This window comes from Pseudoalteromonas sp. Hal040, from assembly GCF_037162425.1.
GTDB lineage: Bacteria > Pseudomonadota > Gammaproteobacteria > Enterobacterales > Alteromonadaceae > Pseudoalteromonas > Pseudoalteromonas gelatinilytica.
In genome coordinates this window covers 273,515-288,761 of sequence record NZ_JARLUU010000002.1, presented here as the reverse complement: position 1 = coordinate 288,761, position 15,247 = coordinate 273,515, and the positions used below count along the sequence as shown (strand labels likewise).

At 40.3% G+C, this 15,247-nt stretch carries 15 protein-coding genes; 8 read left to right on the top strand and 7 right to left on the bottom strand.

Features of this window, described 5'->3' with window-relative positions; translation table 11 throughout:
- The first annotated feature begins 51 nt into the window (after positions 1-51).
- Entirely contained in the window at positions 52-375 is a 324-nt protein-coding gene (locus P4S60_RS18970) for a hypothetical protein (protein ID WP_337117084.1), read from the top strand.
- 88 nt (positions 376-463) lie between these two features.
- On the opposite strand, the gene P4S60_RS18965 is transcribed toward P4S60_RS18970, so the two are convergent.
- Positions 464-1,753, bottom strand: a complete 1,290-nt coding sequence (locus tag P4S60_RS18965) for an alkaline phosphatase (RefSeq protein ID WP_063707462.1) — start codon at positions 1,751-1,753, stop codon at positions 464-466.
- A 110-nt stretch (positions 1,754-1,863) separates the two neighbouring features.
- On the opposite strand from P4S60_RS18965, the gene P4S60_RS18960 reads away from it, so the two are divergent.
- The 3 genes from P4S60_RS18960 (at position 1,864) to rnd (ending at position 5,673) form a co-directional block, all read left to right on the top strand.
- Positions 1,864-2,715 (top strand): alpha/beta fold hydrolase, encoded by an 852-nt coding sequence (locus P4S60_RS18960; protein ID WP_337117083.1) that lies wholly within the window; start codon positions 1,864-1,866, stop codon positions 2,713-2,715.
- A gap of 117 nt (positions 2,716-2,832) precedes the next feature.
- The gene (gene fadD / locus P4S60_RS18955) at positions 2,833-4,494 is read left to right on the top strand and encodes a long-chain-fatty-acid--CoA ligase FadD (protein ID WP_337117081.1); all 1,662 of its coding nucleotides are present in this window, start codon (positions 2,833-2,835) and stop codon (positions 4,492-4,494) included.
- A 48-nt stretch (positions 4,495-4,542) separates the two neighbouring features.
- Positions 4,543-5,673, top strand: a complete 1,131-nt coding sequence (gene rnd, locus P4S60_RS18950; RefSeq protein WP_063707455.1) for a ribonuclease D — start codon at positions 4,543-4,545, stop codon at positions 5,671-5,673.
- A 48-nt stretch (positions 5,674-5,721) separates the two neighbouring features.
- Here rnd and P4S60_RS18945 read toward each other — a convergent pair whose 3' ends face one another.
- Entirely contained in the window at positions 5,722-6,168 is a 447-nt protein-coding gene (locus P4S60_RS18945) for a hypothetical protein (RefSeq protein WP_337117080.1), read from the bottom strand.
- Between the two features lie 443 nt (positions 6,169-6,611).
- Here P4S60_RS18945 and P4S60_RS18940 point away from each other — a divergent pair, with 443 nt between their 5' ends.
- The 4 genes from P4S60_RS18940 to P4S60_RS18925 all read left to right on the top strand — a co-directional run bounded on the left by P4S60_RS18940 (position 6,612) and on the right by P4S60_RS18925 (position 9,868).
- Positions 6,612-6,899 (top strand): hypothetical protein, encoded by a 288-nt coding sequence (locus P4S60_RS18940; RefSeq protein ID WP_337117079.1) that lies wholly within the window; start codon positions 6,612-6,614, stop codon positions 6,897-6,899.
- A gap of 209 nt (positions 6,900-7,108) precedes the next feature.
- Positions 7,109-7,894: a DUF2071 domain-containing protein gene (locus P4S60_RS18935; RefSeq protein WP_250660566.1), complete on the top strand. Its 786-nt coding sequence runs from the start codon at positions 7,109-7,111 to the stop codon at positions 7,892-7,894.
- A 115-nt stretch (positions 7,895-8,009) separates the two neighbouring features.
- Entirely contained in the window at positions 8,010-8,345 is a 336-nt protein-coding gene (locus P4S60_RS18930) for a hypothetical protein (RefSeq protein WP_337117078.1), read from the top strand.
- A 1,265-nt stretch (positions 8,346-9,610) separates the two neighbouring features.
- Positions 9,611-9,868: a hypothetical protein gene (locus P4S60_RS18925; protein WP_337117077.1), complete on the top strand. Its 258-nt coding sequence runs from the start codon at positions 9,611-9,613 to the stop codon at positions 9,866-9,868.
- 79 nt (positions 9,869-9,947) lie between these two features.
- On the opposite strand, the gene P4S60_RS18920 is transcribed toward P4S60_RS18925, so the two are convergent.
- The 5 genes from P4S60_RS18920 to P4S60_RS18900 all read right to left on the bottom strand — a co-directional run bounded on the left by P4S60_RS18920 (position 9,948) and on the right by P4S60_RS18900 (position 15,222).
- Positions 9,948-10,778 carry a sugar phosphate isomerase/epimerase family protein gene (locus P4S60_RS18920; protein WP_337117076.1) on the bottom strand — a complete coding sequence of 277 codons (831 nt, stop codon included), beginning with the start codon at positions 10,776-10,778 and terminating at the stop codon, positions 9,948-9,950.
- A 67-nt stretch (positions 10,779-10,845) separates the two neighbouring features.
- On the bottom strand, positions 10,846-11,601 hold the full coding sequence (locus P4S60_RS18915; RefSeq protein WP_054563865.1) for a gluconate 2-dehydrogenase subunit 3 family protein: 756 nt from the start codon (positions 11,599-11,601) through the stop codon (positions 10,846-10,848).
- Positions 11,602-11,603: 2 nt separating this feature from the next.
- Positions 11,604-13,283, bottom strand: a complete 1,680-nt coding sequence (locus P4S60_RS18910; protein ID WP_119852937.1) for a GMC family oxidoreductase — start codon at positions 13,281-13,283, stop codon at positions 11,604-11,606.
- Between the two features lies 1 nt (position 13,284).
- Positions 13,285-13,977 (bottom strand): 3-keto-disaccharide hydrolase, encoded by a 693-nt coding sequence (locus P4S60_RS18905; protein WP_054552038.1) that lies wholly within the window; start codon positions 13,975-13,977, stop codon positions 13,285-13,287.
- Positions 13,978-14,001: 24 nt separating this feature from the next.
- Entirely contained in the window at positions 14,002-15,222 is a 1,221-nt protein-coding gene (locus P4S60_RS18900) for an MFS transporter (protein WP_337117075.1), read from the bottom strand.
- Between the last annotated feature and the right edge of the window lie 25 nt (positions 15,223-15,247).

The following is a 15,247-nucleotide window of genomic DNA, read 5'->3' as shown; positions in this document are numbered from 1 at the left end:
CCCGTCAGTTATGGCACATAATTTAGTCATGTTTGATGTGGAATTACGAGTTTGACTTTACCTATTGGCTCAGGCTTTTATACCGGTGACATTCCCGGTCAATATAGCCGTAAAAATACCGTTACTGATAAGCCTAAAGCGATATCAGACAAAACGGCTGAGCAAAAATCGTCAACAGAGTATGTTAAATCAAGCCCTCAAGCTGTTGCTATTGCTGATGAGTTTAAAGCTGAGTCGCAAAGCTATCAGCAAACAATTTATGACAAACCAAGCAACCCAAAAACCAGTCGCGCTATTTCAACCTATACGGAATTTGCTAACTTAGAGCGTCGCGCCGAAGTGCAAAGCCTTATTGGCGTTGATGTATATGCTTAGCTAATTGCTAATACTGAATTCACAAAAAAGCCTAAACAAAATGTTTAGGCTTTTTTTATGATTGGATTGGATTACTAAGGTATATAAATTACTGCTTAATAAAATCAATCAGCTTGTCGGCAATCGCGGTATTGTTTTGCGAACCGTAGAAATCTTCTGCACGTTTACCATAGGCAAACACTTGCACATCAATAGCGGTGTGGCCGCCAGTAGTCCAACCCGTGAAGCTGGCATGATTGATGATATCTTTTACAGCAAGTAGCAGTGCTTTCTCGCCCATTTTCTTAGCTTCGCTTAGCTTAATGCTGTTAGCATCAGTGAATTCGATATCAGAATACTTTTGCCATACTGCTTTTAAGTCATCGCTTTCAAGTAGATCTTTTGTGATAGTGCCAGCTGTTGCTTTAACACCTTTAATTACGTCAGTTTCCCACTTATATTGACCATGAGCACCAAGTGTTAAGCCACCTGTTGAGTGGTCGGCAGTGATAACAAGCAGAGTATCAGGGTTTTTATCAACATACGCTTTTGCTTGTTCAATCGATTTAGCAAAGTCGTCCATTTCGCCCATAGCACATGCGATGTCGTTTGCATGACCACACCAGTCAATTTGGCTGCCTTCGATCATCACAAAGAAACCTTTGTCGTTTTGACCATCAAGTAAATCAAGCGCTTTAGTTGTCATTTGCGTAAGGCGCGTTGGATTTTCGTCAAGCGCAAACGGTAAACCTACTTCAGCGAATAAACCAAGTGCTGGAACCTGTTTTAAGTCACTCATTGCTGCAAAGTCATCGCTGTACTGATAACCTGCTGCTTTAAACTCTTCCACTAGGTTACGGTCTTCACGAACGTAATATTTCGTGCCGCCACCTAACATTAAATCAACCGGTAATTTACCCGCGATTTTGTTATCGATATAGTCGTTAGCAATCTCGTCGTAGTTACGGCGTGATTCGTTATGTGAAGCAAAGCTTGCTGGTGTAGCGTGGTTAATTTGCGAAGTAGCTACGAGTGCCGTTGTCATACCGCGCTCTTTGGCAACTTCAAGCATGGTTTTTACTGGTTTTTTATCAGTATCAACAGCAATTGCACCATTATAACTTTTATGACCACTGCTCAGTGCTGTTGCACCAGCAGCGCTGTCTGTTACATAGGTATGATCGTCTGGGTAGGTATGAGCCATACCACGTAAAATCGTATCGAAAACAGTTGGGTCAACAACTTTAGTATTTGGATCATCTTTAAAGTAACGATATGCAGTTGTGTACGCTGGGCCCATACCATCACCAATCATATAAATGATGTTTTTTGGTGCTGATTCAGCCATTACTGAGCCTGCTGAGCATAATAATGCTAAAAGACTTAATTTTAATTTCATTGATGTAACCTTATTATTGTGCCCTTATTTATACTGCGAGGATTATTGTATACTAGCCAGACGATAAATAAACGCCTTTAAGTTGAAACGCTTAATAAATAGGAGCAATTGTGCAACCTTTTTCTTTTCAAACTGGCACTCAGGCAATGCATGGCCTAACCTTTGGTCATGGCGAAGAGGTTGTGATTGCCTTACATGGTTGGCTTGATAACGCACATAGTTACATACCTATGTTACAAAATGCGCAGCTAAATCAGCGTTGGTATTGTCTTGATTTTCCTGGCCATGGTTTATCTGATTGGCGAAGTAGTGACGCCCATTATTACTTTATTGACTACATTGATGACGTCTATAAGTTTATTGAGTCGCTTGATGTAACGAAAGTGCATTTAGTTGGTCATTCTATGGGCGCCATGGTGGCTGGCGTTTTTGCTAGTTGCTTCCCTGAAAAGGTAGCAACGGTAAACTTTATTGAGGGGATCGGCTGCGTTACAACTAACAGCAATGATGTGAGCGGCCAACTTCGTAAAGCAATATTAAATAGAGCGCGGGTAAACAGTAAAGGCCCTCGCGCATTTGACTCAATAGCGCACATTATTAGTGCAAGGCTTGCAAGTGGCGACCTTGAATACCCACAAGCAGAGCTTTTAATGACACGAAATAGTTACGAAAAAGCAGGGACGTGGTATTTAACAACCGATCCGAAGCTTAAAAATCACTCAGGGTTTCGCTTTGATGAGGCGCAATGTATTGCAACCATCAAACAAATCAACGCACCATGTCAGCTTCTCTTAGGAGATAAGGGTTACCCTTTTGTTAGGGATAACCTAGAGGCATATGGTAAATATTACAAGGAGTTAAAAATTCATGATATACCTGGAGGTCACCATTGCCATATGCAAAGTCCTGCATTAACCTTAGAGCACATTCATGCATTTATTGGGCAGTATAAAGCAAGTTAATTGTATAATTGCACCAAATGTGGGATTATCTGCACCATTAGAGTATTTACTCCATTGAGAAACGGCCTTAGTTAGATTAAGGTTATTAAAAAATATAATTATAAACAGGAGCTAAGAGTGGAAAAAATCTGGCTTAAACGCTACCCAGAAGGTATGCCTGAAACAATCGACCCTGAGCATTATCACTCGCTACTCGACTTGTTTGAAAAAAGTTTTGCTGACTATAGTGACCTTCCAGCCTTTACCAACATGGGTAAAGTGTTGACCTATAGTGAGTTAGACAGTGCTACAAAACGTGTTGCGTCGTACATTCAAAATGATCTTGGTCTGAAAAAAGGCGACAAAGTAGCGGTTATGATGCCGAATCTACTGCAAACGCCTGTGACAATTTTAGGTGTTCTTCGTGCAGGCTGTGTGGTGGTTAACGTAAACCCACTTTATACAGTGCGTGAATTAGAGCATCAATTAAATGACTCAGAGTCAGCAGCAATTTTCATTCTTGCTAACTTTGCCGATACCCTAGAAAAAGCATTACCAAAAACCAATGTTAAACACATCGTGGTTACCCAAGTGGGTGACATGGTGGGAGGCTTTAAAAAGCACATCGTTAACTTTGTGGTTAAGCACGTTAAGAAAATGGTGCCAAGCTACACATTGCCAAATGCAATCAAATTTGCAGATGCGCTTGCTGGTAACGAAGCGAGCTACAAAAAGCCAGAAGTTGATTTAAATGACTTAGCATTCTTGCAATACACAGGTGGTACAACGGGTGTATCTAAAGGTGCAATGCTTTCTCATGGCAACATGGTTGGTAACCTTGAACAAGTATCAGGTTGTTTAGACAAAGTATTAGAGCGCGGAAAAGAAGTGGTTATTACGGCACTGCCGCTTTACCACATCTTTGCACTGACAGCGAACTGCCTAACATTTATGAAATACGGTGGTTTAAACGTACTTATTACTAACCCTCGTGATATGCCTGGCTTTGTAAAAGAGTTAGCACAACACAAGTTTACCGCGGTAACGGGTGTAAATACGCTATTTAATGGTTTACTAAATACCCCAGGTTTTGCTGAGCTTGATTTCTCAACATTAAAAATGTCACTTGGTGGTGGCATGGCGGTCCAGCGTCCAGTTGCTGAAAAATGGCAAGCTGTAACGAAAACCAAATTAATGGAAGGTTATGGCTTAACTGAGTGTGCACCACTTGTAACGGTCAGCCCTTACGACCTTGAAGGTTATAACGGTTCAATTGGTTTACCAGCACCTAGCACTGATATTAAGCTTATGCTTGAAAATGGTGAAGAGGCAGCAAAAGGTGAGCCTGGCGAGCTTTGGGTTAAAGGCCCACAAGTTATGCAAGGTTATTACAACCGCCCAGATGCAACAGCCGAATGCTTAAAAGACGGTTGGTTTGCAACGGGTGATATCGCAACTTACGATGATGAAGGTTTCTTCTATATTGTTGATCGTAAGAAAGACATGATTATTGTATCTGGCTTCAACGTGTTCCCAAATGAGATCGAAGAAGTTGTTGCTATGCACGAAGGTGTGCTTGAAGTCGCAGCTATTGGTATCCCTCATGAGGTCAGTGGTGAACAAGTTAAAGTTTTTGTCGTGAAAAAAGATCAATCTTTAACTGAAAAAGATATAATAAAACACTGTCGTGATAATTTAACGAACTATAAGGTGCCTAAACTCGTTGAGTTTAGAGATGAACTACCAAAAACAAACGTTGGTAAGATTCTAAGAAGAGCCTTAAAGGACGAACAAAAATAATTAAAGCCGGCATTAGCCGGCTTTTTTATGGTATAGAAAGGGGTATAAGTGCAATATCAACTGATCGAAACACAAAATCAATTAAATGATTTTGTAGAAAAAATTACAGGAAAACCGGTACTGGCAATTGATACTGAGTTTATGCGTCGTCGTACGCTTTACCCTGAAGTTGCACTTATTCAAGTATATGATGGTGAGCATTTAGCGTTAATCGACCCTCTGGCTGAGTTGTCGCTTTTTGATTTTTGGCAAGTACTTAAAAACCCAGAAGTGTTAAAAGTATTGCATTCACCGTCAGAAGATATTGAAGTGTTTCAAAAATACGCTGGCTTTGTACCAACACCACTGTTTGATACCCAATTTGCACTGCAAATATTAGGTCATGGTAACTGCATGGGCTTTGCGCACATGGTCAAAGAGTTGCTTGATATCGAAATTGATAAAAGCGAATCACGCACTAACTGGCTACAGCGCCCGCTAACAGAAAAGCAGTTAGATTACGCCGCTGCCGATACGTATCATTTACTGCCTTGTTTTGAAATTATTAAAAAACAAATTGATGAAGCTGGCTTTTTTGACATCGTGATCAGCGAAAGCGAGTTAGTTGCGCAAAAACGTGCTTACCAAACACCTGCAGAGCAGCTTTACAAAGACATTAAAAATGCTTGGCAATTAAGACCGCACGACTTAGCAGTATTACGAGAGCTTGCTGCATGGCGCCGTGAAAAGGCAGAGCGCAAAAACCTCGCGCTTAACTTTGTGGTAAAAGAGCATAACATGGTTGAAATTGCTAAGCGCAAGCCTGCAAGTTTAAATGCGTTACGCAGAGTGCCAGGTGTTGAACCAATGGAAGTGAACCGTTCGGGCGTTGAAATTTTAAAATGTATTGAGCGTGGTAAAGCCGTTCCTGTCAGCGAACAACCTGCACAACTAAAACGTTTAATCGATTTTCCGGCATATAAAAAAGCCGCTAAAGATATTAAACAAAAAATTACTAAAGCTGCAAAAGAGCAGGGTATTCCTGAAGATGTATTGGCCTCTAAAAAACAGATTAACCAACTGATCAGCTGGAATTGGAAGCTCGATGCCGATGAGCGTAAAGCTGCATCAAAGCCAGATCTATTCAACTCATGGCGCTATGAGTATGTGAAAGACGTACTTAAAGAGTGGCAAAACTAAGTAAGGTATAAGTACCTATAAAGGGCTTTCGTACGCTTTGTCTTCGTACTAAAAGCCCTGAAACTTGCCGCGCTTACGTGTAACCTCTAACCAATGCAGCACGTTATTATCATATCGTTTTAATCGTTGTTTTTGTTTCGACGTTAAATAATAAAATGGCGCGAATATAAAATAGCCATGACCAATGATTACCACACAATTAAAACCATATTTAGAGTATTGTTTAATTAGTTTAGTTTTGTTTGGCTCAATATGAACATTACCAAACGCTGAGCTATAAAATATACCGTGACGACATATAGTCAGTTCATTTTTACTGCTCAATACCAAAAAAGTAATGACTAACGATGTAAGCATAAAAGCCAGCAAAAGTAGCTCATAAAGCGGGTGCTTTTGGGATGTCGCTTTTAGAATAGACAATGTTAAAACAGCTAAAGTCACGAGGATCGCAAGTGTGCTTTTCTCTGAACTCTTCCTTAAATTCAATACGTTCATTCTCAGTCCTTGAGAGGCTTTTTTAATATAGTACTTCGCTACTTAGATAATACAATCTGCCGAACAAATGAAAGTAAACGCTGTTTTTAATGTTTTATTATTATTTTTTGCATTGTAATTTATTTAGCTTGTTGAAATTGAATGAGATATTAAAAGTTAAATGGTTGGATATAAGAATAAATATAATAGAGCATCAGAAAATCTAAATCCTAGTGCTGCATGTGTTTGAAGATAAAGTATTCTATAGTCCATTTTCATTTTAGCTAGCAATTAGTTAATGACTCTGGTAGTAATATCTTATTCAGAAAAGCGAGCCGTACTACGGCAGAAGACTACGAAATTCGTTCACTATAAAATGTTAGATTATTGGAGGCTTTATCGACACGTTGGCATTAATCATAGGCTCAATAATATTCTATGTTTTGGTCGTAAAATTGGAATCTATGATACCTATTAACTTTATGGATAAGGCGCAGAGAACGTTCGTTGATTTAGGTGATGCCGTAAAAGTGAGGGCAGGTGTGAACGCTCGCTTTTTTAACACCAATGGGCAATTGATTAAAAAGCAGGATATTGTGAAAATTCAGAAAGCAGGCTGTCTTTCTTTGTTCACTTACTCAAATAATGCAATCGATATCACAGTACATCCCCTGAACAGGAATTCTGTGTTTGACGAGGCTAAACGATTATTTCCAAAGGCTAAAATTGTTGAAATTGACATGGAAAACTAACAAGTTAAAACGTTATGTGCAGGGTAAAGGAAGTGAATCAAGGTCCAAAAATGAGTAGCTATTCTATTAGTTAAATATAGCGCATAACTCAGTGAGTTTGATATAAATCGTTTTAAGTGACTGAATTGCTAGCGCTAGGTTAGGATCCTCTTCGCTTCACAACAGTATTCGCCTTCATATGGGCGTTAAATTTTAAGGAAGATTCGGCATTGGAATCACTAAAGTTAAAAGACTTTCTTCACCCAAGACCTTCTCCAAAGGGGATTGATGTTCTATGTAAGTTACAACATTTTGCGATTATCACTTACGCTGTAGAACCTTCGAGGTTTTGTGGGATTTTTCCAAATCGATTTAAACTTGATACTTTAACAATTAATGGTCAAGAAAAAGCTTTAATATCTGTCGTTCCTTTTATTGATGTTGACTTTACATCAGCGGTATTCCCATTTCCTAAATTCACTATGGGGCAAACAAATTACCGAATTTATATCATCGATAAAGAAACAAATGAGCGATGCGTTTGGTTTTTGGGTACCACGTTAGATTCATGGACACTGGCGGTGCCAAGATTTTGTTGGGACTTACCTTGGTATAGCGGTAAAGTAAAATTTGACTGTGAATATGATGAAACACAACAAATATACCGTAAATACAAAATGACCACGGATGCTAAATGGGCTCCTGCTAGCGTAGAGTTATCTCAAAAACAGGGAACAACTATAGATTTAGCTGGTTTTCCTGATACAGAAACGGGGCTGGTCTATTTAACCCATCCATTAGCTGGGTTTTATCATCGTCGAGATGGCAAGCTTGGAACTTATCGAGTATGGCACAAGCAATTAGAGGTTTCTTCAGCAAATCTTGTATCCGCAAATTTTGGTTTGTTAAGCAAAACAGGGTTAGTAACTATTGAAGAGCAGCAAGTTGCGCATAGCGTACTTATTGAACCTATTAATGAATTTACTATTTATTTACCGCCTAAAGTTTTGAAATAGAAAATATAAAAAAATGAGTAAATGGACGTTTGAAACTTGGCTAACACTCGTTCTTCGCTATTTTTGCCATACTTAACACTCGCCATATTGTGGTGCTATGCATAAAGGTGTACTTATGAGATTTTTTATTCTCTCTTTTATTATTTTTTTTACTAGTACATCAATCGCACAAGAGAATGTATGCCCTGTGTCAGACAATGAGTCTTTGGATAAATTGAAAGAAAGTGACTTTTCAAAGGAATCATTGGAAAAAACACTCGAGGACCTCCTGAAGTTATTTGATGGAAAAATCGAAGTCGCTGATGAATTTATATGGCAAAGCCAGTTGATAATTGAAGGTGCGTACTATCGGATGGAACTGGATAAGTGGAAGGATGAACCCACCAATTATAAATATTCGGTGGAACGTTTTTGTAATTTCATGAAAGAAAGAGCTTACTACGTACATTAATACGCAGAACAAGCTGCTGAAGCCATGAAGGCGAAAGTAAGTTGTATTTTAGCAAACGGCGTTGGTACGGAAAATAGTGTAATTATTAAGAATGACGACACGCGTCAGATATATAAAAATTTATCTCGAGCTCTGAGACAAATTTCCAAAACTTATCAGAGCCAACTACAAATTGGAGCTTGATTTGTCTGTGAAAGGTTTAAACAATTAATTCCCTTAATTAGCAGCAACACAAAGAAGAGAAGAAAATATGGAAGTTTACGAATACGATTTAGTGGCACTAGTACTTCTTATCGTTGGGCTTTATGTTCTAAGTAAGAATGAACTTGAATTTCCCCTGTCTGTAGGCCTAACGAAACTCAATGGGCCTGTGGATGATAACAGTAAATACACAAAGAGTAGCAAAGGCAATTTGGGCAAGATTCAGACTAAAATTTTTGGTTGCGTGCTTATTGCTACTAGCTTACTAATATATTCAACCGTTAAAGGCGAGCTAGTTTTTTTACTGTGAATCAAGAGTCTATTTGTTATCGAAAATATTCAACTATTAAATTTCCCCCAATGAAGGAAAGTAAAGGTTGGCTTGTCGCTCGTTTAGCCTGGCATTATATTTTAAAGGTTCTTTCATATTAGTCGGTCTCATAAGGGTTGAAAAAACTTCCTAAGAAGTGGCATGCATTCGAGGCAAGTTTCTATGTAAATTCAGATCAGGAAAAAGTGATACAACTTTTAACTCATATAGCAAACTTGGTTTTTTGCCGGTTGGATTCGTATCACTAACGGCAATATTAAATACCTGTAATGAGTTACCTTAAGAGTATTGTTGCAAGTAATATTGAAAGTGTATTAACACTGACTTTGTTCGGTATTATAGGCTAAGTATATTTTCCTAAACGGGATGTTGGTACGTTTAAGGATATTCCCGCAATTAATTTTGGCGTTGGTATTTTTAACGAATAAACAGATGCATTGAACGGAAATTTAGGAGCGCTTTAGTGAAAGGGACTGCATTCATTCTTCTCATTGTAGCCGTTTTCGGTATTCTAAAACTCATTGCTCCGAAGATTGTGGAGTTTTTGCCTGAGTGGGTAAATGGACTTATTTTTCTCATTGTATTTTTAGTTTTGTGTTTTCAATTTGGGCGAATTATCTTTAAACACCGAAGAATGGACGATTAGCTGTTTGTTTTAAAGTGTATAACAAACAATTTAAGCCGTCGTTCGGTCGTTTTCACAGTATGTTTTTGACATCAATAGGATTAAGGTATGGAAAACTATGCACTAGCAGGCTTGGGGTTGCTAATAGTGTTCAATATTTTGATTAGTTTAGTAATTTATAAAAGAAATGATTTTGAAACTTTTCAAAAAGTAGCACAAATAGTTCTGGTTTGGTTACTCCCCGTCATAGGTGGAACTGGAATCTTAATATTCTATAAAAGTATAGACAAACCAATCAGGAAACCAGAAAGCTTTGCAAAACGTTCTGAAGGGAGTAGCTCTTGGCAAGATTCCCCTAAATATTAGGCTATGAGTGAACGACTATTTAAATTAAATCCAAGCCATGAGCTCACGTGTTTAAAGCAAGCTCATTCCTAAAATAAACCTACAAACCAACTAAGATCTTATCTAAGTTTTGTTTTGATTTAGCAACGCTTTGTAGTGAGGTTAGTCCGCTTGGGTATTCTTCTTGTTCAAGCACTAACCACTTGGTGTTGCCGTGCGACTCTAAAGTATCGATGATCGCAGGCCAATCAATATTGTTTTCGCCGATAATCGGGCTCATGTTGCTACCCTTAATCGTACGTACTTTAATGTGCGTAGCAAGAGTACGGTTAGGGTACTTTTTAATAAAGTAGATTGGATCTTTGGCAGCGTAATTGACCCAGCCTATGTCTAACTGCAATGGCATGGTTTTGGGAGTATTACTGGCAATGTAATCCCAAAACGTTGCATTATTAAAAGCATTAAACTCTTTATTATGATTGTGAAAACCGATCTTCATATCAAAGCGGGTCGCATAATCACTGACTTTAGTAAGCTCTTTAACCAGAGATTTAACTCCCTCAGGGTGCCATGCTCTTTCATCCCAAGGTACATAAAGTGTAGTAACGCCAAGGGTCTTGTAAAACAGCAGGGTGCTATCAATAGTGTTTTCACTGAGTGCATCAAAGCCTACATGGGCACTACTGGCAACTAAGCCTAATTCAGTGAGCTTTGTTTTTAAGGCTGCTGGATTATTTGAGTATGGGCCAAAGTCTCCGGCAAACTCCACGCCGTCAAACCCCATTTCGGCAAGAGACTTAAGCGTACCATGAAAGTCATTTTTTAAAGTGTCTTTGACTGACCATAGCTGCACACTCACTGGCAGTTTTGCGAATAATTGACCACTAAATACAAGGCTAATAATGAGCAATAAAATGCGGGTTTTAAACATACTTAAATCCTAAAAAAGCAGGGGAGTGACTCCCTGCACTGTGTTACAAATAACACAAGGGGGAAAGTTAATCGGTATAGGCGTACTCACTTAAACCAAGCTCAGCTAAAACCTGATCTAAATGGGCTTTTGCTTCATCAGAAGGACCAGGGTAATCACCTGCAATAGGAACATTACCAAGGTAACCAATGTCTTTACAGCCCTCTGGCGTACAGAAAAAGGCTGCCAGCACTAACTCTTTAAAGCGTAAAAAGGCTTTACCAATACGCTGAAATTGCAGAGGTGTTTGCTCGTTTAAAAACGCAATATCGTCTAAAATCGCGCGATGTTGCTTTTCATTAAGTGCAACAAATTGCTTTTTAAAACGAAGCTGTGCTTCATCGTTAAGCCATGCTAATGAATTTAAAATTTTAATTCTATCGCGTTGTTGGCCTTCATACGGTGCGCTCACCCATTCATTAATAACAGCCGGTACTTGTAGCTCACTGGCTGAAGGAATAGCGCCTTCGCGCGGTACAATGTAATCAGATAAAAGCGCTACCAACGTGAGTTCGTCTGCTGTTAAGGTCAGCGGCCAAGGTGATTCTGGTGGCATCACCAAATTAGGATCTTGACCATAGCCTTTAGCGGTTACAGGCTTGATATCTAAATCAGGCCAATGCTCTTTTGCAGAGACAGCAACGTCATCTTCAAGTGCTTTTGTGCAGCCAGCAGTTAAACCAATCGCTGAGCCCGCAGCTAATAAACCAAGCCATTTTAAAGACTCACGGCGGCTCATGTTAGAAACATAGTTATATGAGTCGTGTTCGTTACGATGATGCATAATTAAAGTACCCCGTTATCAATTTGTTGAGCAAGCCAAGTTGAATTACGCATTGCCAGTGTCATGATGGTGAGCGTACAGTTTTTATGAGGGTTAGAAGCAAATACACCGGCATCCATTACAAATAGGTTATTACAATCCCATGTTTGACCCCATTGATTGGTGACTGAGTCTTTCTTTGAGCTGCCCATTCGTGTGGTGCCCACTTCATGAATGATTTCGCCACCTTTTGAAATTGCTTTTTCAGCAGGCGGGAGCTCGCCAACGGTCGCCCCCATGTTTTCTAGAATTTGCTTCGCGGTTTTTAAACCATGTTCGATTTGCTTTAATTCTCTATCAGACCACTTAAAGTGGAACTTTGATACCGGAATACCCCATTTGTCTTTAACGTTTTCGTCAATTTCCATGTAGGTATCTTTGTTCGGTAACATCTCGCCACGCAGAGCGAAACCAACGTAAGAGCCATATGCATCACGAATTTGCTGCTTAAGGGCAGGGCCATAGCCTTGTTTATCACCCGATACACCCGAGCCCGGTTGTCTAAAGCCACCGCCAATTTCAAAGTGATAACCACGTGGGAAATCTAATTCATTGTTAGCTTGTGCTTGATGACCCCACCAAGGAATAAATAAGTGATTAGCGGTATGTCCATCTTCGTTATAACGTGGACGACCTTTAAGTGCTGGAATTTGCGCACCTAACCATGCACCCGTCGAATCCATTAAGTTTCGACCTACTTGACCACTTGAATTAGCAAGGCCTTTAGGGTGCTTTTTATTCTTTGAATTTAATAAAATACGCGCTGATTCACAGGCGCTGGCGGCTAAGATAACTACATCGGCATCAATAGCATGTTCGGTTACTGTGTGTTTATCAACATAAGTGACGCCAGTGACTTTACCTTGCTCATCAACCTTAACTGATTTAACCATAGCATCGGTAATGACTTTTAAGTTTCCGGTGGCTTTTGCCATTGGCAGTAATGATGTCGTAGTTTGAAAAGCAGCACCAATTGAGCAACCAGAGCCACAAGGTGTTGCATAAAAACAAGCCATGCGATCATCTTTCGGGCGGGTTAATACCGCACGGTGCATTGGCACTGCTTGAATGCCCATTTTCTTTGCAGAAGCGGCAATTAAAAGCTCAGGCACACGCGGTTTTGGTGGCGGTTGTAAAATACCCGGTGACGAATCTGGCATATCTTCATGGCCTGTATTGGTGCCACATACACCCACAAGTTCTTCGGTTTTATCGTACCAAGGTGCTAAATCAGCGTATTCAAATGGCCAGTCGGCACCATGACCATCACGGCTTTTGCCTTTAAAATCGTGCTCACTAAAGCGTAATGAATAGCGGCCCCAGTGGTTTGTTCGACCACCTAACATACGTGCGCGCCACCAATAAAAGTCGCTTCCTTTGGCGCTGGTGTATGGCTCATCAGGTACTTGCCAGCCGCCATCAACGGTTGCATCGTAAAAGCCAAAGTTTTTGTCTTTGTTACCTGCGCCCATAAGTGGGGCTTCGTTGTTTCGACGAAACATCGGGCTTTCTGTTTTCGGGTCATAATTACGGCCCGCTTCAAGTAATAACACCTTGTGACCAAGTTTGGTTAGCGTGTATGCGGCCATTGCACCGCCAGCACCGGAGCCTACAACTAATACCTTATGTTTAAAATCAGACATCTTATAGCTCCTTGATTTTTATATTTTTAAACCACACTTTGTCACCATGGTCTTGAAGCCCGATATGACCTTGTTCTGCCGTTGCAAAGTTTTTCCAAGTTGCAAACTTACTGCCTTTAACAAGGGTATTCCATGTTGTACTGCCAATCACAATGCTGGTGGTGCTGATACCGTTTTGCCAAACTTGTAAGTGGTTATCTTGCATTTTAATGCGTACATGGTTCCAGCTATTTGCTGGTTTGTGCGCCGCAACTGGTGCTGCAAATAAATCGTAAATTGACCCAGCCAAGTGCGAGTCAATTTCGGTATCTGGATGCTCTTCGTTATCAATAATTTGAATTTCAGGCGCATGAGAGTAAATCATCTGTCCGGTTTCATCAGCTAATACAAAAATACCACTATTACCTTTGGTAGAGATTTTCCAATCAATCTGTAATTCAAAGTTTTGGTACTGCTTTTTAGTAAGCAGGTCGCCACCACCTTTGGTTAATGTCATAGCGCCATCTTCAACGACCCATGCAGGATTTAAAGATTCGCTTTTAAAGTTACGCCATTGCGACATATCTTTGCCGTCAAACAACAACTGCCAGCCAGCTTGCTTTTCTTGTTGTGTTAGCTGATTGTCAGCCGCATTAGCGAGTGCACAGCTACTAACGGTGAGCATTAAAGTCAGTGCTTTAAGAGATTTAAACATAGTGTTCCTCGACGATTTACTTGCTTAAGACGCACATTTTTCTGTGCGTTTGTTGTTATTAATTACTAAATGCAACCCAATGAATGCGACGATTAAAATAATTGGGAAGATCAGTAGGTTTTGTAATACAGCCTGTCCGGCTAAAATTTCAATTTGTTCAGCGCTTGCGCCACTTGCCTGTGCTGATGAGCGTGCCGTATCTATCCAGCTACCAATTACAGGGTTCCAAATGCTCATAGCAAACATGCCTGCACCGCCCATTAACGACATACCCAGCGCCCCTGACTTTGGAATGTATTCAGCAACGCAGCCAAGCATGGTCGGCCAAAAGTAGGTAACGCCAAGTGCAAAAAGCATCGCTGCTAGATAAATCATGCTGCCCTCGGCTTGGCTCATCATAAAAATACCTAAGCTTGCACAAATGGCAGATCCAAGTAATACACCAGTAGGGTTGAGCTTATGCACAATGGGGCCAGCAAAGAAGCGGCCAACCGCCATTAGGCCAGTGATCAAGGCTAATACCACCATAGGAGAGGCACCCGATGAACCTAAAATACGCTCAATCCATTGTTGTGTGCCAAACTCAGTGGTTGCGGTGAATGTCATACAAGCAATTAAAAAGATGTATAACGGCGTAAATAAGTGGCGAATATTGCTGCTAGTTGAGTGAGTACGCGTATCAAAGCGTGGGAATTGCGCTTTAATCAACATAGCACCATAGATAACCGTTGGAATTAAAATTAACGCCACTTGCCATTGCCAGTTTAAACCTGCTCCCGACATATAATTCGACGCAAGTGCGCCAATCACAATGCCACCAGGGAACCAAACATGAAAACGGTTTAGCATAGTGGTGGTGTTTTTAGGGTACATTTCTGCAATCAGTGGGTTACAGCCAGCTTCAACAGCGCCGTTGGCAAAACCAATTAAAAAGGTAGAAACCAGTAAGCCCCAAAAACCATCAGCTGTTATCGTCAAAACAAGACCAAGTAAATGACAGATAAACGCTAACGCCACTAATTTCTTCGCGCCAATGGCATTATAAATAATACCGCCGACCATAGTCGCAACCGGAAAGCCTAAAAATGCCATGGCATTAACCCAACCTAATTCGGTGTCGGTTAAGCCAAACTCACTGCCAAGTTGACCCAAAATACCAGCACGAATGGCAAAGGTCATAGAGGTCACAATCAGTGCTATACAGCAAAGCCGAAAGACAATGCGGTTATAATTATTGTTGTCCATATTGTGTGTCCTGTGTGTTCTATTG

Excerpts from the sequence above, each read along its gene's own strand:
- P4S60_RS18925 (WP_337117077.1), top strand. The coding sequence starts at position 9,611 with ATGGAAAACTATGCACTAGCAGGCTTGGGGTTGCTAATAGTGTTCAAT.
- P4S60_RS18915 (WP_054563865.1), bottom strand. The coding sequence starts at position 11,601 with ATGCATCATCGTAACGAACACGACTCATATAACTATGTTTCTAACATG.
- P4S60_RS18940 (WP_337117079.1), top strand. The coding sequence starts at position 6,612 with ATGATACCTATTAACTTTATGGATAAGGCGCAGAGAACGTTCGTTGAT.
- P4S60_RS18945 (WP_337117080.1), bottom strand. The coding sequence starts at position 6,168 with ATGAACGTATTGAATTTAAGGAAGAGTTCAGAGAAAAGCACACTTGCG.
- P4S60_RS18920 (WP_337117076.1), bottom strand. The coding sequence starts at position 10,778 with ATGTTTAAAACCCGCATTTTATTGCTCATTATTAGCCTTGTATTTAGT.
- P4S60_RS18965 (WP_063707462.1), bottom strand. The coding sequence starts at position 1,753 with ATGAAATTAAAATTAAGTCTTTTAGCATTATTATGCTCAGCAGGCTCA.
- P4S60_RS18930 (WP_337117078.1), top strand. The coding sequence starts at position 8,010 with ATGAGATTTTTTATTCTCTCTTTTATTATTTTTTTTACTAGTACATCA.
- P4S60_RS18900 (WP_337117075.1), bottom strand. The coding sequence starts at position 15,222 with ATGGACAACAATAATTATAACCGCATTGTCTTTCGGCTTTGCTGTATA.
- P4S60_RS18910 (WP_119852937.1), bottom strand. The coding sequence starts at position 13,283 with ATGTCTGATTTTAAACATAAGGTATTAGTTGTAGGCTCCGGTGCTGGC.
- P4S60_RS18905 (WP_054552038.1), bottom strand. The coding sequence starts at position 13,977 with ATGTTTAAATCTCTTAAAGCACTGACTTTAATGCTCACCGTTAGTAGC.